Source organism: Flavobacterium difficile (assembly GCF_011392115.1).
Classification (GTDB): Bacteria; Bacteroidota; Bacteroidia; order Flavobacteriales; family Flavobacteriaceae; genus Flavobacterium; species Flavobacterium difficile.
In genome coordinates, this window is sequence record NZ_JAAJBT010000001.1 from 43,212 (window position 1) to 65,003 (window position 21,792).

Annotated in this window: 12 protein-coding genes; 6 read left to right on the top strand and 6 right to left on the bottom strand. The window is 27.4% G+C overall.

Going from position 1 to position 21,792, the window contains the following annotated elements; genetic code table 11:
* Positions 1 to 31: 31 nt before the first annotated feature.
* Positions 32 to 6,454, bottom strand: a complete 6,423-nt coding sequence (locus tag G4D72_RS00165; RefSeq protein ID WP_166075556.1) for a PAS domain S-box protein — start codon at positions 6,452 to 6,454, stop codon at positions 32 to 34.
* Positions 6,455 to 6,638: 184 nt separating this feature from the next.
* Between G4D72_RS00165 and G4D72_RS00170 the strand changes: the two genes are divergently transcribed.
* The 3 genes from G4D72_RS00170 (at position 6,639) to G4D72_RS00180 (ending at position 12,496) form a co-directional block, all read left to right on the top strand.
* Positions 6,639 to 8,810, top strand: coding sequence for a S9 family peptidase (locus G4D72_RS00170; protein WP_166075557.1), 2,172 nt, complete (start codon positions 6,639 to 6,641; stop codon positions 8,808 to 8,810).
* 32 nt (positions 8,811 to 8,842) lie between these two features.
* The gene (locus tag G4D72_RS00175; RefSeq protein WP_235922414.1) at positions 8,843 to 10,753 is read left to right on the top strand and encodes a peptide MFS transporter; all 1,911 of its coding nucleotides are present in this window, start codon (positions 8,843 to 8,845) and stop codon (positions 10,751 to 10,753) included.
* An 84-nt stretch (positions 10,754 to 10,837) separates the two neighbouring features.
* Positions 10,838 to 12,496: a peptide MFS transporter gene (locus tag G4D72_RS00180; protein ID WP_166075558.1), complete on the top strand. Its 1,659-nt coding sequence runs from the start codon at positions 10,838 to 10,840 to the stop codon at positions 12,494 to 12,496.
* A gap of 89 nt (positions 12,497 to 12,585) precedes the next feature.
* Here G4D72_RS00180 and G4D72_RS00185 read toward each other — a convergent pair whose 3' ends face one another.
* From G4D72_RS00185 to G4D72_RS00205, 5 genes are all read right to left on the bottom strand, one after another.
* The gene (locus G4D72_RS00185; protein WP_166075559.1) at positions 12,586 to 13,473 is read right to left on the bottom strand and encodes a thiopeptide-type bacteriocin biosynthesis protein; all 888 of its coding nucleotides are present in this window, start codon (positions 13,471 to 13,473) and stop codon (positions 12,586 to 12,588) included.
* Entirely contained in the window at positions 13,466 to 15,682 is a 2,217-nt protein-coding gene (locus G4D72_RS00190; RefSeq protein ID WP_166075560.1) for a lantibiotic dehydratase family protein, read from the bottom strand. Before G4D72_RS00190 ends, G4D72_RS00185 begins: the two co-directional genes overlap by 8 nt.
* On the bottom strand, positions 15,663 to 17,336 hold the full coding sequence (locus G4D72_RS00195; protein ID WP_166075561.1) for a S8 family serine peptidase: 1,674 nt from the start codon (positions 17,334 to 17,336) through the stop codon (positions 15,663 to 15,665). The genes G4D72_RS00190 and G4D72_RS00195 overlap by 20 nt, the downstream gene beginning before the upstream one ends.
* 23 nt (positions 17,337 to 17,359) lie before the next feature.
* Entirely contained in the window at positions 17,360 to 17,563 is a 204-nt protein-coding gene (locus tag G4D72_RS00200) for a hypothetical protein (protein ID WP_166075562.1), read from the bottom strand.
* A 112-nt stretch (positions 17,564 to 17,675) separates the two neighbouring features.
* Positions 17,676 to 19,367, bottom strand: a complete 1,692-nt coding sequence (locus tag G4D72_RS00205; RefSeq protein ID WP_166075563.1) for a helix-turn-helix domain-containing protein — start codon at positions 19,365 to 19,367, stop codon at positions 17,676 to 17,678.
* A gap of 399 nt (positions 19,368 to 19,766) precedes the next feature.
* On the opposite strand from G4D72_RS00205, the gene G4D72_RS00210 reads away from it, so the two are divergent.
* From G4D72_RS00210 to G4D72_RS00220, 3 genes are all read left to right on the top strand, one after another.
* Entirely contained in the window at positions 19,767 to 20,327 is a 561-nt protein-coding gene (locus G4D72_RS00210) for a hypothetical protein (protein ID WP_166075564.1), read from the top strand.
* Positions 20,328 to 20,413: 86 nt separating this feature from the next.
* Positions 20,414 to 21,139 (top strand): hypothetical protein, encoded by a 726-nt coding sequence (locus tag G4D72_RS00215; protein ID WP_166075565.1) that lies wholly within the window; start codon positions 20,414 to 20,416, stop codon positions 21,137 to 21,139.
* A gap of 202 nt (positions 21,140 to 21,341) precedes the next feature.
* Positions 21,342 to 21,788 (top strand): hypothetical protein, encoded by a 447-nt coding sequence (locus G4D72_RS00220; protein ID WP_166075566.1) that lies wholly within the window; start codon positions 21,342 to 21,344, stop codon positions 21,786 to 21,788.
* The last annotated feature ends 4 nt before the right edge of the window (positions 21,789 to 21,792 follow it).

The following is a 21,792-nucleotide window of genomic DNA, read 5'->3' on the forward strand; positions in this document are numbered from 1 at the left end:
AATTGATTAGCAAAGGTAGTAAAAGTTAGGTTTAAAGTGTTTTAATCCATTTTAAAAGTTTGGTATCAAAAATTTCTTTGTTTAGAGGTTTTACCACAAAATCTACCATTCCAATCTCAATACATTTCTCTCTTTCTCCTGTAAATATTCCTGCTGTTAATGCGATTATAATAGCTTTAGGATCTATTTGTAAAATTTCTTCCGCAGCTTCATAGCCATTTTTTATTGGCATTTGTATGTCCATTAATACAATGTGAGGCTTATGTTGTTTGAATTTTTCAATAGCATTTTCACCATTTTCGGCTTCAATAACCACAGCATTTTTAAACTGTTTTAGTAACAGTGTTTTTGTTAAAAGCATGTTTACTTTGTTGTCTTCAACCACTAAAACTTTTATGGTATTTTCGTTTTCAAGATGGTTGTTTCTTTCTCGAAGTATGGGCTCTGGTATGTTAGTTGTTTTTAAATTGTTTAATTCTTTTTGTAAAGCATCTATTTTAAAAGGTTTTAATAAAATTTTAATTTTTTCATTTAATACATTTTCAACATTGGTTGAAATTATAGGCTGTAAAATGTATAAATAGAAGTTGTTTGTTTTTTGTGCTTGAAGAATGTTTTGCCACTGCACCTCAGATATTGAATGATAGTCTACAAAAAGTGCGTCATTTTCAGTTAATAGCAATTCTTGATAATTTGAAAAATAGTTACTGTTTATGTTATAGTTGATTAATAAATCGTTTAATACAGTTCCGGCTTTTTCATTTTTATCAATTATTATGGCATTTTGAATGCTGATGTTTTCTGTTTTATTGTGCGATTTACAAAATTTAGCTTCCACGGCTATTTCGAAGTTAAAATTACTTCCTTGATTAATTTTGCTTTCAATTTTTAATTTAGAACCCATTAAATCTAATAATCTGTTGGTAATTGAAAGCCCTAAACCAGTTCCGCCATAATTTCTGGTAGTTGAAGAATCTTCTTGTGAAAAGGCATCTAAAATTTTATCGGTATTTTCATGTTTTATTCCAATTCCCGTGTCTATAATTTCAAATTTTAGTTTGGTTTTATCATTAATTTGACCTTGATTGGATATGATTAATTCAATTTGTCCTTCATGCGTAAATTTTACGGCATTACTTAAAAGGTTGATTAAAATTTGTTTCAGTCTGATGTCATCTACAATAATATCGCAAGGCACATTATTTTTAATGTCAACTATTAGTTCAATATTTTTCACATTGGCATTAAATCTAATTAAATCTATGGCCTGATAAACAATTGGATATAATTTGTTTTTCTTTAAATCTAATGCTAGTTTTCCAGCTTCAATTTTCGAAATATCTAAAATATCGTTAACAATATCTAACAATGATTCAGCAGATTGGTTAACTGTAAGTAAATATTCTTTTTGCAGCATGTCTATATCGGTGTTCAAAAGAAGTTGACTAAATCCGATAATTCCGTTTAAAGGTGTTCGGATTTCATGACTCATATTGGCCAAAAATTCCGATTTAGATTTATTGGATGATTCGGCTAATTCTTTTTCGATTACAGCTTTTTCAGCTTGTTTCCTTTCTGTAATATCAATTAATACGCCTTCTAAATATTCTACTTTCCCGTCTTTAAGAATCCCTTCACCATATTCTTCAATCCAAACAATTCCGCCATCTTTTCTGATAATTCTACAAGATACTTTGTAGGGTTTTTTTTCTTTTAATGCCTTTTGAATAATTTTTATTGCATTTTTTTTATCTTCTGGATGATATAAATTATAAATATGGAAATTAGTATTTAAAATTTCTTGTTTAGAATAGCCAGTTAAAACTTCAATTTCGTCGTTAATAAATACAATATTTCTCGATTCGTCTTCTTTAATTAGATATACTGTAGCGGGAATATTATTGGCTAAAAGCTTAAATTTTTCTTCACTTTCTTTAAGAATTTTTTCATTTTTAATTTTTATGATTGTAGACGATATGTTATTGGCTAAAATTTGTAAAGTATGCACTTCTTCTTCTGTCCAATCTCTCTCATTTTTCATATCATCAAAGCCAATTAATCCAATTAAAGTATCATCTCTAAAAATAGGAATGATAAGTTTAGATTTAATATTGTTTTCCTTGAAGAAATTATACATTACACCATTTTTTTCTATTTTAGACCACAAAGCTTTGTAGGGTTTGTTAGCTAAAATAACATCAATAAATTCTGGATAATAAGAATGTGGAACCAATTGATATTCTGGATCGTCTATGGCAAAAGTATTGCCTTTGGCTATCCATTCAAACTTATGACTAAGTAAATTGTTTTCATCATTTTCATAATAATAAAAACGGTCTGCCTTAATTACATCTCCAATAAAACTATTGGCATTTTTAAATACTTGTAAGATGTCATTACTAGCTAAAAGCTGTTCTGTAAATTTGGCAACTTCTAATAAAATTTCGCTTTTGTAAATAGCTTGTTTTTCTAGAGCTTTTCTGTTAAATGATTCTATAGAAATGGCAACTATATCTGAAATTGTTCTGGCAAAATTAATTTCATCTTCGTCCCAATGGTACTCGTTTTTAGTGGTTTCCATGCAAAAAATACCTTGTAAAGTACCTTGTAAATAAATAGGGAAATCTAATAATGATTTAACGTTAAATGTTTTAACATATTCTTTAACAAAAAATGATTCTTCCGGAAATTTTTCAAATGAATTGATTTCAATATAATTTTGCTCTTCAATAGCTTGGAAGTATTCTACAGAATCCTTTTTATAGAATGTAAATTTATCTTTTGGAGTGATATTGTCATTATTGAAAATACATTGTAGCTCAATTTTATCTTCATAATTTTTCCAGAAGCTTAAGGTGTCTACACGAATTGTTTTGTAAGTTTCCTCAAAAATTTCTAAAATAATATTTTCGATAGATTGCTCGTCTTTGAATTTTTTTGACGTTAAGACGTTAAGTGTTTTGTTAAACTCTTCAATTCGTTCTTTCTTGAGGTTGTTTTTAATTTCGAGTTCTTTTTCTTTAGTAATGTCACGTGCAATGGCAGAGAAACCTGTAATTTCATTTTGGTCGTTTCTTTTAATTCGAACTTTTTGAGACAACCATATTAATTTATTGGTTTTAGATAAAACAGGAAATTGTACATTATCAAATTCGTTTTTATCTTGGTTTATTGTTAAATAGATATTGTAAAGTTCTTTTTTATAGCTAGGATCAATTATTTCAGAGAAATGATATTTTCCAACGTCTGATGCTTCATACCCCAATAAATTTAAACCATACGGATTTACATATGTAAAATAGCCTTCCACATTCGTTTCGTAAACTACATCTGATGCGTTTTGAATTAAATTTTGGTATTGTTTTTCAACTTCTACTTTCTCGGTTACATCATAACCAGAAGCAATAAAAAGGTTATCACTATATTTTGAATCGCTCCATTGAATGTATTTTGTTTCGCCAGATTTCGTTTTCACTTTTCTAACATAAACCGCATTTGGTTTAAAAATTTGATTGTAATCTATATCTTTAAACTCTGCGTCACCTGTTAATAGCCAGAATCTTTTATCTAAAACTTCTTGTGGTGAAAACCCTAATATTTTGGTAATGGAGTCACTACAAAACTTTACATTTCCCAAACTATCACATGCCAATGTTATCGTGTTAGATTGGTTAATGATGTTGTTGGTAAAGATGAGTTTTTCATTAGCATTTAATAAGTAAGAGCGTCGAGAAAAGTTAATAATTAAGATGATTACATTAGCAATAATTAGAATTAAAAATATGTCTCTATTCGTTTTAATTTTAAAGAATAAGACAAATAGTGCAAATAAAATTAGTGTTGAAAAAATAATGTATGTTTTAAATTTATCAAATACATTATAGGCAAAAAATAAAATCATTAAAAATTCTATAGTTACATAGGTTGGAATAGAGTTTAATGAAAGTTTTTGGAAACAGATAGCTGTAAGTAAAACAAAGTAACTTATAAAAATGTATTTTAAATTTTTAAGTACTATACTGTAATTAGATAAAAAATACATGATTAAGCAGGAAGAACCAAAAAGTATTCGGGTTATAAGTTCGTTTTCATTTAAGATTTTTAGTAAAAAATAGAAAGCACCTGTTACAATTACAATTATTCCATAATATAATAAATAGTTTCTTTTGTACTCAATAAAGTTGTTATCTGAAAGTGATTTTACATATTCTTTATTAAATTTTAATGATTTCTGAAATGCGAAATTTAATATTCCACCGAAAATAAGTGCTAATATGGAAAAAAACCACCAAGTAGCATAAAAAGGTTCTTTTATAGAAAACGAATACGTTGAAATAACGCCTAAATGGTTAGAAAATAAATCGGCTTCTCTAATTTTTAAGATGTAGTAGCCAGGAGATAAATTGTTGAAAGAAATTTCATTGTCAGATTGTGGTTGGCTCCACTGTTTATTGTAGTTTTCTAATTTGTAGGAGTAGTGTATTTTTTTATTAACTTCACTAGTAGATTGGCCTATTTTAAAGGTTAAAAAATTCTGATTGCTTTCAAACTGATAATTTTGTTTTGGCACATTAAACCAATAGTTGTCTTTAATATATTCGTCGTTAAATACAGATAAAGACGTTATTTTTAAATTGTTTTTGTTGTTGTTTTTAGGATAAACATAAGTGATGTATTTGTATAAACCTTTGATGGTTCCAAAATATACATTACCATATTTGTCTACATAACCAGAATTGAAGTTGGTTTCTAAACCATCAAAACCGTTGGTATTATTTAATGCTTCGATTTTATTAATGGCACCATTTTTAGTGATTTCAATTTTATCGATTCCTTTATTAGAGCCTACATATAAATATTCTTTAAATGAATTTAAACTATAAATTAGAGTAGAAGACAAGCCGTCTGTTGTTGAAAAACTTTTAACCTCAAGTCTGTTGTTAATTGAAATTATTGAGTTTTCAGACGAATACCAAAAAGTGCCGTATTGGTCTTTACATTTTAAAAAAGTAAATTTATCAGTAATTAATTTTACATAATTTAATTTTTTGTTTCTGTATTCAAATAAAATAACACCTGTATTTGTAGCAATTAAATATTGATTTTTTTGATAGGGTTGTATCGAATAAATGTAAACAATATTTGATTTCTTATTAATGTATTGATCAGTAATTTTAAAGGATTCATCTAAAACATAAATACCTTTACCCGGTGTACCAATTATGTAATTTTTACTTGTGGGGTCTTGATAAATGCAATTAGTTGGTTGGTTAAATTTTACATTTAATTTTTTTCCGTCATAGGCCGAAATTCCGCTTTTAGAGGCTGTAAAAAGTGTGTTTTCGTTATTTTTGTATAGTTCAGCAATTCGTTCAGTAGTAGGAATTGTTTTGTTATATTCTAAGTCGGTTAGGTTAGAATTGTCAAATTCAAGAATTCCTTTTTTGTCAGCTACAATGTAAAGTTTGTCTTTTACATCGATTATATTAAATAAGTAAGGACTATTTAATTCAGGTGTAGCATTATACTTAATAAAGCTTTGTTTGCCAAATTGAAAAAAACCTAAATAATCGGTCCCAATATTTACAATACCATTATCAGATAAAATGCATAAATATTCTGCGGATGGCACACCGTTTTTTTGGTCTAAAACAGTATAATTATTTTCGTCATATAAAATGCCTATACCGGTTTCTTTGTTTCCTGTAAACCAAATATTTCCATTTAAATTTTGTAAAATGTTTGTAATTCCAAAAACGCCACCATTTTTAGATTTTATGGTAGCCATCAATTTTTTTTGATGTAAAATGTTCGATTTAAAAGTGGTTTTGAAAATGTTTCCTTCAAGGTCAGCCACTAAAACTGTGTTTTGTAATCCTTTACATATAGTAACCTGATTTTTAAATTCAGTAACACGATGAATGCTGTTTTTTTGAATATCGTATCGAAATAAACCTACATTTGTGGCTAATAAAATCGTGTTCTCATTGATAGTTTCTGCTGCAGTTATTTCAGAAATTGATAGTTTTTTTAAGTCTTTCTTTTGTGTAACTATGTTGTTTTTATCAATGAAGTAAATGTTGAGCGTGCTAAATCCAACTATTCCTTTTTTTGTTTTAGAAAACTTTGCAATATGTGTTGGAGTTTCAGTGTCAGTCCTGGTTAATCTTGTAACTTTTATGAATTTTGACCCTTCGAAAAATAAAATTCCAACAAAATCCGAGGATAAAACAAGCTGTTTTTTGTCGTTTTCAATGATGTCTTTAATAAATAAATTTTCATGTTTATTTATTTTGTTATAGTTTTTAAATTCATTACCATTATAACTAAATAATCCAGCCCCATCGCCACCTACCCATAGTAAACCTCTGCTGTCTTTATAAATTTTATTGACACTTGATGAGAACAAACCTTTTTCGTGGTTTATGACATCAAATTTAAATTCTTGGGCCACAGTAAATTGTACCAGAAAAATTAAAAACAGGTGAAGAATATATTTATAAAATTGGGTCATTTAGTTTTGTGAGTGTTGAACTGATAAATGTATAAAAAAAATGTTAAAATTCAAAATATGAGTCTTTTTTATGGATATGTCGTAAATTTTCACTAAAATTGGGGGTTAATTACAATCAAAATACATGAAAAAAAGAATATTAGTAGCTGTACTTTTACTAACAACTTCTATATCAGTAGTTGCACAAGAAAAACTAACTTTAGAAGAAATCTGGAGCGGCGCTTTCAGAACCAAAGGCATGAATGAATTAAATGCCATGAAAAATTCCAATCAATATACGATTTTAAATACAGATCGAGCTGCTCGAACCCAACAGATAGATTTGTATGATTATGCTACATTAACTAAGACAGCAACTTTAATTGATACTAAAGATTTTAAAGTTTTAGAGTCAATTGATAGCTATACGTTTGACCATGCAGAAAAAAAGATTTTAATTGCTACCAATTCCAGTCAGATTTTTAGACGTTCATTTACAGCGAATTACTTTGTTTTTGATATTGCTTCAAAAAAATTATCAAAATTTACTGAGAAAGCCATTCAAGAACCTACTTTTTCACCTGATGGCACAAAAGTGGCTTATGCTTTTGAAAACAATTTATATGTTTTCGATTTTCTAACCAATAAGGAAACTCAAATTACTACTGATGGAAAGAAAAATTTCGTAATTAATGGTATTACAGATTGGGTTTATGAAGAGGAGTTTGCTTTTGTTCGTGCTTTCGATTGGAACGCAAACAGTACCAAAATAGGTTACATCCGTTTTGATGAAACCCATGTTCCAGAATTTTCAATGGACATGTATTTGAAAGGTGATTATCCCACACAAACTGTTTTCAAATATCCAAAAGCTGGTGAAAAAAATGCTGAGGTTTCTTTGCATATTTACGAGGTAACTTCCTCTAAAACTCAAAAAATAGATTTAAGTACGTATAGTGATTTTTATATCGCAAGATTAAAATGGACAAATGACGCGAATGTTTTAAGTGCTCAAGTGTTAAATCGCCATCAAGATAATTTAGATTTGTTATTTATAGATGGGAATTCTGGAGCTAAAAAAGTCGTTTTAAACGAAAAAGACAAGGCTTATGTTGATGTTACGGATAACTTAACATTCTTAAAAGATAACAGTTTTATTTGGACTTCTGAAAAAGACGGTTTCAATCACATTTATCATTATGATAAATCTGGAAAGCTGAAAAATCAAATTACAAAAGGAAAATGGGAAGTTACTGCCTATTACGGTTTCGACGAAAAAAACAAAACAATTTATTACCAGTCGGTTGAAAATGGTTCAATTAATAGAGATGTTTATTCAATTTCAATTGATGGAAAATCTAAAAAAAGATTATCAGTAAAAACAGGAACTAATAATGCTACTTTTAGTCCGAACTTCCAATATTTTATCAATACTTATTCTAGTGCAACTTCAGCGCCATATTATTCTTTAAATGATTCTAAAACTTCAAAAGAAATTAAGAAAATTCAATCTAACGAAGCGGTAGAGGAAAAGTTAGCTAAGTACAATGTATCTCCAAAAGAATTCTCAACTATCACCACTGAAAAAGGACATGTTTTAAATACTTGGATGATTAAGCCTAAAGATTTTGATCCTACAAAAAAATATCCAGTATTTATGTTTCAATATTCTGGTCCAGGTTCACAACAAGTAGCCAATACTTGGAATGGGATTAATGATTATTGGTTTATGATGTTAGCACAAAAAGGCTATATAGTTGCATGTGTAGACGGAAGAGGAACAGGTTTTAAAGGTGCAGAATTTAAAAAATGTACACAAAAAGAATTAGGGAAATATGAAGTAGAAGATCAAATTGATGCTGCAAAAGTTTTTGGAAAATACACTTATGTTGACAAATCAAGAATCGGAATTTTTGGTTGGTCTTATGGTGGATTTATGGCTTCTAATTGTATTTTTCAAGGTGCAGATGTTTTTAAATCAGCCATAGCAGTTGCACCAGTTACTTCTTGGAGGTATTACGACAGTATTTATACAGAAAGATACATGCAAACACCAAAAGAAAATGCAAGTGGGTATGATAACAATTCGCCAATTACACACGTAAATAAATTAAAAGGAAACTTTTTATTAGTTCATGGGACAGCAGATGATAATGTACACGTTCAAAACACTATGAAAATGGTTGAAGCTTTAGTACAAGCCAACAAACAGTTCGATTGGGCTATTTATCCAGATAAAAACCACGGAATTTCAGGTGGTAAAACACGCTTACAGTTATATACCAAAATGACTAACTTTATTTTAGAAAAACTATAAACTAACCAATATTACAAATAAATTAAAAACAAATGAGCGAAACAGTTAAACAAGGACATCCAAAAGGACTTTGGGTATTATTTGGAACAGAAATGTGGGAGCGTTTCAATTTCTACGGAATGCGAGCAATTTTAACATTATTCATGGTAAATGCCTTAATGTTAGGAGAATCAAATGCATCAATTATATACGGAGGTTTTTTAGCCCTTTGTTATCTAACACCTCTTTTAGGTGGTTTTATCTCTGATAAATATTTAGGAAATAGAAGTTGTATCATGTTAGGTGGTATTCTTATGGCTATAGGGCAATTTTCCTTATTTTACAGTGCTACTATTTATGATAGTAACTTAGATTTTTCTAAAGGAATGTTCTGGTTAGGATTGTTTGTAATTATTTTTGGAAACGGTTTTTTTAAACCAAATATTTCATCAATGGTTGGAAGTTTGTATCCACCTCAAGAGAAAAGTAAATTAGATTCGGCCTTTACAATCTTTTACATGGGAATTAATATTGGCGCGTTACTTAGTCAGTATTTTGTACCGCTTTTTGCTGACGTAAAAGTAAATGGTGTTCAAGATCCAACAGTATTCAAATGGGGATATTTAATGGCGGGTGTTGCAATGGTTCTTGGAACTTTAGTGTTTTTCTTTTTAAAAGATAAATATGTTATTTCTCCAGAAGGACTTCCAATTGGCGCTAAACCAAATAAAAATAGTGCAAATGGAGAAGTAGAAGAACAAGCTAAATTTTCAAGCAAATCCATTGGTATTGCAGCAGTATTGTTTGTGATTTTATTTTTTACTTTCAGATATTTGTTAGTTTCTGAAATTGGATTTAGTAATTTTGAAATAGGAACTTTAGTAAAAGGGATTATCTATCCAATTATCTATGCTGCAGGAATTTCACTAGCTTTCTTAATTATGAGTTCTGCAGAAAATAAAATTGAAAGAGAAAGAATTTGGGTAATATACATTGTTTCTTTTTTTATTATTTTCTTTTGGGCTGCTTTTGAACAAGCAGGATCTTCATTAACCTTTATCGCTTCTAATCAAACAGATAGAACTTTCTTGTTTGGTTGGGAAATGCCAGCTTCAATGGTTCAAATTTTTAACGGCCTTTTCGTTGTAATTTTAGCTGTGCCTTTTAGTTTAATGTGGGATAAATTAAGAGCCAAAGATAAAGAACCAGTATCTCCAATGAAGCAAGCCATGGGATTAGCGTTAATCGCAATAAGTTATTTAATTATTGCTTATAATGTGAAAGATTTAGGGAATTCTGGATTATTAGCGATCAAGTGGTTAGTCTTATTATATTTTATTCAAACTATGGGTGAATTATGTTTATCGCCAATTGGTTTGTCATTAGTTGGTAAATTAGCTCCAAAACGATTTGCTTCTTTATTATATGGCGTATTTTTTATTGCAAATGCAGCAGGTTATGCATTAGCTGGTTCTTTGGGTGCTATCATGCCTGCTACAGGCGACAAATTTTTAGCAGCAGCCGAACAAAGTATTGATCTGCAAAAAGTATTAGATAAAACGTACGAACCTACTTCCAAAGAATTGTTTTTATTAGCTCAAGCAAATGTTGTTGAAACAAGTTTTGGAGAGGATAAAGTTTTCCAAAAAAGCATGAAAAAAATAATGTCTGAAAACGCAAAAATTATTGAAAATCAGAAAAAAGATTTTGAAAGTAAACAAAAAGAATCAAAATCAAAAGAGACATTCAAAACAGATTTATCAAAATTAAAGTACCCTTCAGATGAAGATTTAAACAAAATCAAATCTGAAGAACTTATTAAATGCGAACATAAAACTTTTGCAGGTTTTAGTATCCAAAATTTATTCGAGTTTTTTATGGTATTTGTAATATTATGTGGAATAGCTGCAGTTATTTTAGCTATTATTTCTCCACGATTACAAAAAATGATGAACGGAGTATAAGTAGCACAAATCAAAATATTTTTATATCTTTCAAGCCTCGAAGTAATCGGGGCTTTTTTTTATAATTAATAAATCAAAAATATTATGTGGAAGTCACACCCAAAAGCATTGCCTTACTTGTTCTTGTCTGAAATGTGGGAACGTTTCGGTTATTATCTAATGATTGGAATTTTTACGCTATATCTTAAAGATGTAAAATCAGGCTTTGCCATGACAGAAAAGGAAGCCGCTGATTTATATGGAACTTTCATTGCATTAGTTTTTCTTACTCCTTTTATTGGAGGTTTAGTGGCAGATAGATATTTAGGATATAAAAAATCTATTGTACTAGGTGGAATAATGATGGGTGCCGGATATTTTATGATGGGAATTCATAATTTACCGATGCTATATGTTGCGATGACTCTTGTTATCATTGGAAATGGATTTTTTAAGCCTAATATTTCAACTTTATTAGGTAACTTTTATAATGAAGAAAAATATTTGGCTAAGAAAGATGAAGGCTATAATATTTTCTATATGGGAATTAATGTAGGTGCGTTCATTTGTAACTTTTTTGGTGCTGCATTGCAAATTTTATTAGGTTGGCAATATGCCTTTATGGCCGCTGGTTTAGGAATGTTTATTGGAGTACTTGTATTTTTATTAGGAACCAAACATTACGGAAATAAAACAGATAAAAAAGGAATTCAAGAAGGAGATATGCCTTTTTCTAAAATCGTTCTTTACATTTTAGTTCCTTCGGTAATATTTGGAATTATTGGTTGGTTATTAAAAGGCGTAGCTTCTGATGTAAATTTAGATAGTGCAATTTTTGGTTCAGATAGTACTGATGCGTTTATATTTGCTTGTATTCCGGTAGTATATTTTTATGGAAGTTTATATTTTAAAGCGAAAACTGAAGAGAAAAAACCAATTGGAGCGTTGCTTTCCATTTTTGCCGTAGTTATATTATTTTGGGCTGTCTTTAAATTAAATGGTTCGGCGTTAACAACTTGGGCAGATAGATATACAGATAGACAAGTTACCGGTACAACTGAACAAGTATTTAAAAAATTAGTACAATCTAAAGAAGTAAAATATTCTAAAGATTCTACAGAATTATACGATTCCAGTTTCCGACTTCAAAAAGAAAATGGTGAAGTTAAAAAAGTTATAGATTATCCTGTTTATTTTAGAAACTCTGCAAAAGAAACTTTACCTAAAGAAGGCGAAACCATTTCGGTTTGGGCTACTAGTATCAGTCAATCTATAAATCCGGGTTGGGTAATTATTTTAACTCCACTAGTTGTCGCTTTTTTTACTTATTTGAGAAGTAGAAAGAAAGAACCTACCACACCAACTAAAATTGCCTTTGGATTATTAATTTCTGCTTTATCTGTTTTAGTAATGGTAGCCGCTGTTCATATTGGAAATAATGGAACCGAAAAAGTATCTGTTTGGTGGTTAGTTGCGAATTATGGTGTAATTACAATCGGGGAGCTCTTTTTAAGTCCGATGGGATTGTCTATTGTTTCCAAACTATCTCCAAAAAACATTACAGCTTTAATGATGGGTGGATGGTTTTTGGCAACTTCCATTGGAAATAAATTATCGGGAGTTTTAGCGAGTATGTGGGATACTTATGAAGATAAAGCCAATTTCTTTTGGGTAAATTTCGGATTGTTATTATTTGCTACACTTTTAATGTTTGCGTTAGTTAAAAACTTAAATAAAGTAATGAAAGATCACGGAATTAATTAAATTTTAAATTTAAATATAATTTTCAAAGAACGATAGGTACAACACTTATCGTTCTTTTTTTATGAAGGTATTAGTGAAAAAACTAAGTATTAGCTTTCAATTTCTTCTAATTTTAAGCTTGAAGTTGTTTTTTTGCTGAAGCGGCAAGTTTTATAATAACGGTATAAATGGTCATAAATTACAGTTTCGTATTGTCTTTGACGAGAGGTGAATTGCCGATTTATCATCATATGAATATGGCTTGATAAAAAGGAATTCATGTTAATTTGAAGTTTCTTTTTCAAGGTCTCAGCAATTGGTTTTATTTGTATTTCTTTTTCATATATTGTTGTATAAAGTGCATGTAAATTGGAGTTTAAATTTTTACTAAAAGAATCTAAAATGTCACATTCTAAACTTCTATAATGAATATCAAGCTCACTTCTCAAAACTTTAGTAGCCTTAAACTCATTTTTAAAGCTTTGTTGCATATCGTAAAGTAAAATAAATTTTTCATCAATTGATAAAGAAAAACTATTTAAAAATGAATCGATAGCAAGTAAACTAAAGAGAAGTTGAACAGTTTCGTTTTTAAAATTATTTTTTATGTTTAAATAGTTCATTATCATTTTACTATCAAAATAAAAAAGTTGTTCAGAATCTTCCATAGTTTCCAAACCATAGCGTTCAATTTCTCTTAAATACGTGTCGCTTTGAATTTTCCAAACAAAATTAATTGCTAATAATTCATTAAAAATGGGATGTAATTCTTTAATAACATAAGAAACATCATCTGAATTAAGAAGCTGGAAACGAATTCTTAAATGACTGTCGGTGTCATTATATCTTATAAAAAACCATTTTTTTATTATTTTTTGGGTAAGTAATTCTTCAATTTTTTCTTTCAGAAAGTTAAGAAGAATGATATCTGCTGTTTTATAGCCAGAATATAATTTAAAATAAATCCATTCACTGCCTAAACTTAATATTCTACTCATTTTTTGATTGATAAAAAGATAATATAAATTGATTTGCGAAAGAATTATTGTCAACATCTTTCACAGGAGAATTATTTGCGAATAAAAATTCTTCTAGAATAATTTTAGATTTTGGTTTGATAGAGTTTAAAAAAATTGTGAAACCAATTTCAAGTTCTATGTCAATTAAAAGAGTATTGTCGCCGTTTACTATGTTGACATATTTCGGCATTTTTTTGTTGTTTTTCCATGTTATAAAATCAGGAAAAGCCTTTTTTATATCGTTAATTTTTGTAAAACGTTCTACTTCTTTGTACTCAATAATCCATTTTGCTTTGGATATGATAACGTTTGAATAAGAAACTCTCGGAAAATAATTGTAATGATTTTCTAAAATGCCCCAACTGAAACTCGGGAGTAACTGTTTGGTTTGTCCTTGTAAATCCGATAGAAAATGATAAACAGGAATTGAGTTATGGGAATAATTATGAGCATTTGATAAACATGGAATAATTTCTTTTTGAAATGCTTTTGATGTTAAAACAACAGCGTTGTTTTTTATACTTAAATACAAATCTTCACTATTTATTTGATTTTTTTTTGCTACCAGACTATTTGCTAAATACGGAATTTCGTATGTTCTTAAGTTTGGTCTACGTAAAATGTTTCCGGTTCTTGACTGAGGTAGATGAACAATTTCAGCTAAAATTTTATTTGAATTAAGCGTTGTTTCTTTTTGAACAATTTCTTTTGCTAAATTATGAATCGCTTCATCTCCATTACAAAATCTTCCAATTAGTTTTGCGGCGCTATAATTTCCGGAAGATTCTATCGAAATGATTTCATTTTCATTTTCTAAGATAACTTCAATAAGCACGGAAAAAGTATCTGGAATATTTTGTATTTCACTTTCGTTAAAATCGAAATCTTTTTCTGTTAAAATTATTTCACTATCTGAATTTGAAATTGCTTTTTTTAATTTTTTTTCTAAAATATAGTCAATTTTCGTCCAATTTTCCGACAAAATAATTGTGTCATTAATGTTTTGAAAAGAAAATGAGTCTAATATGGGATGTGAGTCATTTGAGTAATTATTTTGCAGATAACCAATTCCTAATTCTGAATCTAATACAATTGAAAGAGGCATTTCTCTGGTTTCGTATCTTCTTTGAAAGGTTTTTTTAAATTCTGTTAAATTACTGTTTTCTCTATTTTTTCTAATTTTACTTAAAAATTTTAAAGCTTTCGTTACTTTATTACTTATGTTTTTATTTAAAGTTGAAGTTTTTGTTTTTTTATACAAATCTGTTTGAAGAATATATTTTTCCTCAAAAGGAGTCTCAAATTTTTCAATTAAATTTTTTACATTAAGGAAAGTAGTTGCAGAATTTGTAATTAAACATCTTTTTTCTATTTGAGATGATATTTCTTCAAGAATTCCATATTCTACAGTAAAGTTTGAAATTTTATCGAGAATTGTCATTACTCTTTTACTTTCTAAATCTCCAGTTACACAGGCATCAATTTCGTTTACCAAAATTTGATTATCAATTAGTTCTAATAAGAATTCTTCTGCTTCACTTATTTCGGTTTCATCTTTGATAATTAAATTCAGTATCTCGTTGAAATGAAGTCCTAATTTTGTAGCATTTATAATAGTTTCTAAAATTTCATTACTTTTAAAAGAAGATAATTTATGTTCTCTTTTTTTATTTACGTGTTGGTATTCTATATATCTGTAAAAATTAGCGATTTTATAAAGAGAAGAATTTGGATAGTAAACTAATTCCTTTAGAATTTCTTTTTTCTTAGAAATATCTTGAAGTAAGTTGATCCAATACTGCATGTCAAATTGCGTATAAACTTCATGTTTTTCAATTGCATCAAGCGCAATAGTTGTTGTGTTAGTTAGTTTACCAGTAGTGCAACCAGCAAAAATTCCGAATGGAGTAGCTCTAGAAGAAAGCCTTGCAATATATTTTAACAAGGCTAGTTCTAGTTTAATTTTTTTATTAGTTGAAAAACCTTCTGGATTCTTAATGAGTTTATCAAATTGTGATATTAGTTCAGGAGAAGCAATTTGTATGGCTTCTTTAACAAATTTTTCTCTGTATGCATTTAATAATTTTTCTGTTGAATATTCATTAAGCAAATTGGTATAAAAATGAATAGGATATAATGGTGTTCGCAAAACAAAAGTATCGAAACAGTTAATTGAGTTTGGTTTCATTTTGATTCTGTTTACTTACTTTTTCGGCTAATAGCATGGCGTTGTATGCATTAAGTACACCACCTGATTTTGATAGTTCAGAAAATTTTACTTTTTTATCTGTAGTTCCAGGAACAATAACATCTAAATCATATTTTACACTTGATTCTAAGATGATATCTTTTACTTGTTTAGCAGTTAGTTTAGGGTAATACAACCAAATGAGTGCAGCAGTTCCAGAGACCATTGGTGCGGCTAGTGAAGTACCACTGTCCAATTCGTATTTATTGTTTGGAATACAAGTGTAAATATTTTCACCAGGAGCAAAAATATCAACGTTTACTTTTCCATAGTTTGAAAATGTTGATGCAAATAAACTATCTGTTTTTTCGGAAATAGATCCTACTGAAATAAAGTTATTACATATTTCTTCTTTTTTTTCAAAGTCATAGTCATCAGGATAATCTTGGAATTTATCAGTGTTTAAAGCTTCGTTACCTGCAGCATGTATTATTAATACATTATTTTTTTCTGCGTACTTAATGGCGTCATTTACCCATTCTTTTTCTAATGTGATTTCTTTACCAAAAGACATATTAATAACTTTAGCCCCATTATCTACAGCATAATAAATTGCATTAGCTATATCTTTGTCATGTTCATCTCCAGAAGCTGAAATTACTAGTGGCATTATTTTAATTTGATTCGAAAAACCTTTTGTTCCTCTTTTATTGTTTCTATTTGATGCAATTATACCAGAAACTTTCGTACTATGATAATTTAAACTTCTAATGTTTTTTATATTCATATTTAGTTTATTGGTGCCATAATTGTTATCAAATTTTTGATTATTTTCATCAATATAAACTCTTTCGTTATAATCTAAATTTAAATTTTTATTTATGATAGAGTCAAATTGTATAATTTTGTTTTTTATTTCATAAACAGATTTAATATTGTATGAATGTGCAATTGAAGTATATTCTATTAAAGCACCAAAATCGTCATCTAAATCAAACATACGTTGTTTAAAAGTTTTGTCATTTAGTTTATATCTTTCATACATACTGTCTAATTGTATAATACTATAATTTTCGTTAGGGAAGTAATGTTTTAATGTGTCTTTAGCTCTAGGGTACATCTTAGATATAAAGCTAAAAGTGTTAATTTTAGTTTTGTAAAAATTAAGATAATATTCTTGCATTTTTTTTGACCAATTATAAATTTTAAAATTCTTCAAGTTTTTAGAATCAATTTCAGATTCTGTTTTATTTTCAAAACTTGATTTCCACTTTCTTATAAATCTGATATATTCAAAGTTTGTCCAGACAATATAGTTACTACTTTTAGTTCCTAAAAAATTCCAACCATTTATATCATCTATAAATCCATTTTTATCATCATCAATATAATTATCAGGAATTTCTTTTTTGTTTATCCATAATTGGTCTTTTAAATCTTCATGAGAAATGTCTATTTGAGTATCAAGTACAGCAACAATAATTTCTTTTTGTTTTACTTTTTTATCTTTAATTTCTGCATACCATTTATTTAAAGAAATACCCGGGATTTTGTCTTTTTGAAAATCTAAATAGTACCAATTATCATAATTGTTTTTCTCTAAAGTTTTACAACTTGTACAAAAAATAATGATAAAAAAAAGTAAGTGTTTCATGTAATTTAGTAACTGAAAAGTTTTTAAATTGTTGTCGGTCTTACTGGAACATCACCTACTGTTGTTTTATCTTTACAGTTTGGTTTGTTGGAACAATCATTACTTGTTCTAGTTACAGTCTCTGGATCTCCACCTACTCCTGTTCCGCCAGTAATTTTTTTGTAATTTTCTAGTTTTGCTACTTCAAATTTTTCTATTGAAAATTTTTTGTTTTTAATTTGTTTCATAATATTAATTTTAATTACAGATTCAAAAGTATAAAGTTAATTACTAATAAAATTTATAAATAAAACAGAATTTCACGAAATTCACGAATTTCGAAGTTTAAATAAAAATAAATTATTGAAAATCAGACGTATTTTTATTTAGTTCTTTTATGAAGAATGTTGGTTTAATTTTAGTTTTTTTATAAAATGCTGATGTGAAAGATTCAGAACTATTAAATCCAAACTCTTTAGTTAAAGCAGTTATGGTATATTTTCTTAAAATAGGGTTTGATTTTAATTGCTTCAAAGAATATTCAATTCTTAAATCATTTATATAATTAATGAAAGATTTTTCTTTATACTCATTAATGATTTTAGATAAATATTTTGTGTTTGTGTTGAATTCAATTGATAATAAATTTATTGAAATATTTGAATTTAAAAATCCTTTTGTTTTTTCGAAATGATCAAGTTTTTCCAATATCTGTAAAACAATATCTTGAGATATTCCAGTATTATTTAAAGATTTTTCTTTGTTTGAATCAAAAAGTATTTTGTTTTTTTCGGAGTCTGTATCCATGATTTCCTTATATCTATTTTTATATAGCTTTTTTAATTTAAATTGTTTGTAAACTAAAAAAACAACAAGTGCAATCAATAAAAAAAAACTAATATAAAATAATAGACTTTTCTGTTCTAGATTGTTAATGAGTTTTTCTTTTTCTTTAAATAAAATTGGAATTTCATATTTTTCTTGTATGGTTTTATAAATTTCTTTATAGTTTTTTTGGAAAGTACTGTCAATTTTCATTAAAGAGTTTATATATTTTAATTGATTAACATTATCACCATTACTTTTGTAATATGAAATTAAATAATGATACCCGCTAATAAACTCTGGTGTTATATCTTTATTTTTTTCATATAAAGAATCTACCTTTTTAAAATTTTCTACTGCTTTTTTTTTGTTCCCTAAACCTTCATGTATTTTTCCTAAGTAGAAATAACTTGCTAAAATGTTACTTTGATTATTAAATTTTTTTAATACTGGTAGTGCTTTCATTACACTATCAAAAGCTGCAGTATAATTTTTTTTAATGACTTGATTTGCACCTTCATTGAGTATGAATAAACTTAACATTTCTTCATCATTGCTATATTTTGCTTCTTCGTATCCAAGTTTATTATAAAAAGAAGAAGAATCAATTGCTTTTTTAGCTTTATAGGCGTCTGCTATATCAAACAAAATTTCTTTGTAATATCCGTTATATTTGGTAAGTCTTACTCCTTTTGATATATAATAATTATGACATTTTTTGTATAATTTTAAAGCTTGTTCAATCTCACCTAAGTTTTCAGATTTAATTATTGCAATATTTAATTTTATGATATATTCATAATCCGAGTCATTGTTATATTTTTCAGCTAAAATAAGATTGTCTATTGCTTCTTTATATTTAAATTGTCTACTTTTAATTCCAGAAATGTCAAAATATATTTTTACAATAATATTGTTGTCTTTACTTTTTTTTGCAAATTTTAAAGATTTATTATAATAATAAACTGCTTTAGAGTTATTTATTTCAAGACAATTGTATGCATATAAGTATAATCCTCTGCCGATTTCAAGATCCAAATTTTCTTTTTTTGCTTTTTTGAGATAAGTTTCTGCATATTTTATTCTGTTTGTTTTATCATTTTCAAAAAAAGATATCCATAATTCATCAAAAGATTTATAATCTAATTTGTGTTTTACGTTCTGTGATAAAATTGTGATAGGTAAAAAAATAAAATAAAATAATACGATCTTAAGAAATTTGCTCATTTTGAATCTTTATAGAAGTAAATATCAAAATTAATAATTTTATTGTGAAAATATTAATAAAATTTAACATTTATTAACATTTTAAAAATCAATTATTTACATATTATCTTTTTAAAAATTCGGGAATATAAGTACCGAAATTCCCGAATTTACCACACTAACATTTGCATGTAATATTAAAATTCTCATTTCTTTGCAATGTTCTGAAATCAAAAACTTGCAAGTACAAATTGATGAACAATAGAAGTGTCAGATTCTTAAAAACTGATTATTAGAAGTAAAGAAAAAGTTGGCTTTGCTTTTAATATTGAAATTACCAACTATAAAAAAGCAGTCAAACTTTTAACTAGTATTGGCGTACTAAAGCTGACTGCAATTAATCTTAAAAATACAAATGTAATGAAAAAAATGTTATTTGGCTTAATTGCCACAGTTATGATGAGTGTAAGTGGAAATGCTCAAAAGATTTCTAATGAAGAAGCCAGATTATATTCTGCAAAAGTAATGGTGGAGTTTAAAAACACATTACAACCTGCTTTTAATGAGTCGAAAAGTTTTGAGGAGTTTATCAAAAATGTTACTGGACCTTACAATCCTCAGGGAAAAATTACAAATGTTGGACATGACGTTTTAAAAGTTGCTTATACTTTTATGTTAGAGAAAGTTTCTGATGATAAAATAGTTCAAACTTATAATGGCTTAGAAATTGGCAACGTTTTTAAATACTTAAAAGAAAATCCATCTTTATCAGAAGGGAGTATATTCGGAATAAAATCAGATGTAACTAAAAATGTAAATGCTTTTAATAGTACAGTTGTAAACAATTCAAATTTTAGATGTTGCTTTTTTTGTTTTAGATGTCATTTACAAACTGTGTTTGGTGAAGAAGCTGGTGATGTAATTTTAGATGCTATTGTTGAGGCGATTGTTACTTTCGTAAAAAATCTTTCGAAAAGATAAACTATAAATGAATCTTTTTACTTGTGTTAGTCTAAAGAAAGACAAGTTAAACATTTTAATAAATTAATTTAATAATAATTAATAGCATGAAAAAACTTTTTTTACTATCGTTATCATTTTTACTATTTGGATGTAAATCTTTTTTAATCAATAAAGCACTTGAAAAAGTAGGTGTTTACGATGATGAAGTAAAAATTAAAATTATTTCAAATGCAAATAAAAAAATAGTTTTTATTCCAATGAAACATATTGGTACTGAGAGTTTTTATGATGATGTAAGAGCTAAAATTGACTCTCTAGATAAGCAAAATCATTTTTTCTTTTATGAATTAGTTACTGGTGAAGAAGATTCTATAACCTCAAAAAAATTTAGAAAGATTTCAGGTCTTCCAGAAAATGATAAAGGATACTTAGAAATATTAGATTCAGTTTTTAAGAAAATAAAGTACAAGAAAAAATTAATTGACCAACCCAAAGATCAAATGGAGCTTGGTTTTAATAAGAATAAATCTAAAAATGTTGATGTTACTTTACAACAAATAATTGCTCATTATGAAGCTGAAAATGGTGAAATTGTTTTAGAAAAATGTGATTATGATACTCCAATTAATAAAATGTCAAAATGTAGCAATGTGAAATTGGATAAAAAAAAGTTAGACAAATCAATTCTTGACTTTAGAAATGAAAAAATTGTTCGTGAAATTTATCTAAATACCAGTGAGAATTTAGTTATTGTTTATGGGGAAAATCATTATAGTGGTATTTTAAAAATACTACAAGAAAGAGATTCTACTTGGACAGAAATTAAATAATAGATTTCATTCTTAATTTAAATTTTCAATTTATACTTTAAAAAAAGACCCAAGCCAAAAACAATAATTTTTTATAAGCCATTAAACACAAAAATGGGTCTTTTTTTTTAATAAGTTTAGTTTGTCATATCTACTATTAGTTAGTTAATTATTTAAAGCGGTAAATTTATTTGCCGCTTTTTTAAAATCAAAAACAAAACAAATGAAAAATATAAGTATCACTTTAATACTATTAATAAGTTCTTTTCTTACAGCACAAAGTAATGAAACAAAATTAAATGCAGACATTCGAGGTAGAGATTGTAAGGGAGGATTGAGTTTATGTACAGTAGAAATTAATTCTAAAGGTACTTCAATTTCTTCAAAGTTTACATTAGTAAAATTATCAGAAACAGAATTACAGTTGGTTATACCGTTAAATGAATTGTCTTTAGAGGAACAAAAGTATATTTTCAAAAAAAATATTGAAGATTTTTCTGAAAATGAAGTATTTATATTTACTCAGGATTATGATTACGAACTAAGTCCAAATTGTAGTAATGCCTTAGATTTGAATTCTAAAAACGCAATTATTAAAACAGGTAATTATCCAATTAAGTTTGAGAAAAATACCGCTTTTGTAGTGTTAAAGATGTCGACTAAAATTTAAACTT

Excerpts from the sequence above, each read along its gene's own strand:
- G4D72_RS00220 (WP_166075566.1), top strand. The coding sequence starts at position 21,342 with ATGAAAAATATAAGTATCACTTTAATACTATTAATAAGTTCTTTTCTT.
- G4D72_RS00195 (WP_166075561.1), bottom strand. The coding sequence starts at position 17,336 with ATGAAACACTTACTTTTTTTTATCATTATTTTTTGTACAAGTTGTAAA.
- G4D72_RS00180 (WP_166075558.1), top strand. The coding sequence starts at position 10,838 with ATGTGGAAGTCACACCCAAAAGCATTGCCTTACTTGTTCTTGTCTGAA.
- G4D72_RS00205 (WP_166075563.1), bottom strand. The coding sequence starts at position 19,367 with ATGAGCAAATTTCTTAAGATCGTATTATTTTATTTTATTTTTTTACCT.
- G4D72_RS00190 (WP_166075560.1), bottom strand. The coding sequence starts at position 15,682 with ATGAAACCAAACTCAATTAACTGTTTCGATACTTTTGTTTTGCGAACA.
- G4D72_RS00200 (WP_166075562.1), bottom strand. The coding sequence starts at position 17,563 with ATGAAACAAATTAAAAACAAAAAATTTTCAATAGAAAAATTTGAAGTA.
- G4D72_RS00185 (WP_166075559.1), bottom strand. The coding sequence starts at position 13,473 with ATGAGTAGAATATTAAGTTTAGGCAGTGAATGGATTTATTTTAAATTA.
- G4D72_RS00175 (WP_235922414.1), top strand. The coding sequence starts at position 8,843 with ATGAGCGAAACAGTTAAACAAGGACATCCAAAAGGACTTTGGGTATTA.
- G4D72_RS00210 (WP_166075564.1), top strand. The coding sequence starts at position 19,767 with ATGAAAAAAATGTTATTTGGCTTAATTGCCACAGTTATGATGAGTGTA.
- G4D72_RS00170 (WP_166075557.1), top strand. The coding sequence starts at position 6,639 with ATGAAAAAAAGAATATTAGTAGCTGTACTTTTACTAACAACTTCTATA.
- G4D72_RS00215 (WP_166075565.1), top strand. The coding sequence starts at position 20,414 with ATGAAAAAACTTTTTTTACTATCGTTATCATTTTTACTATTTGGATGT.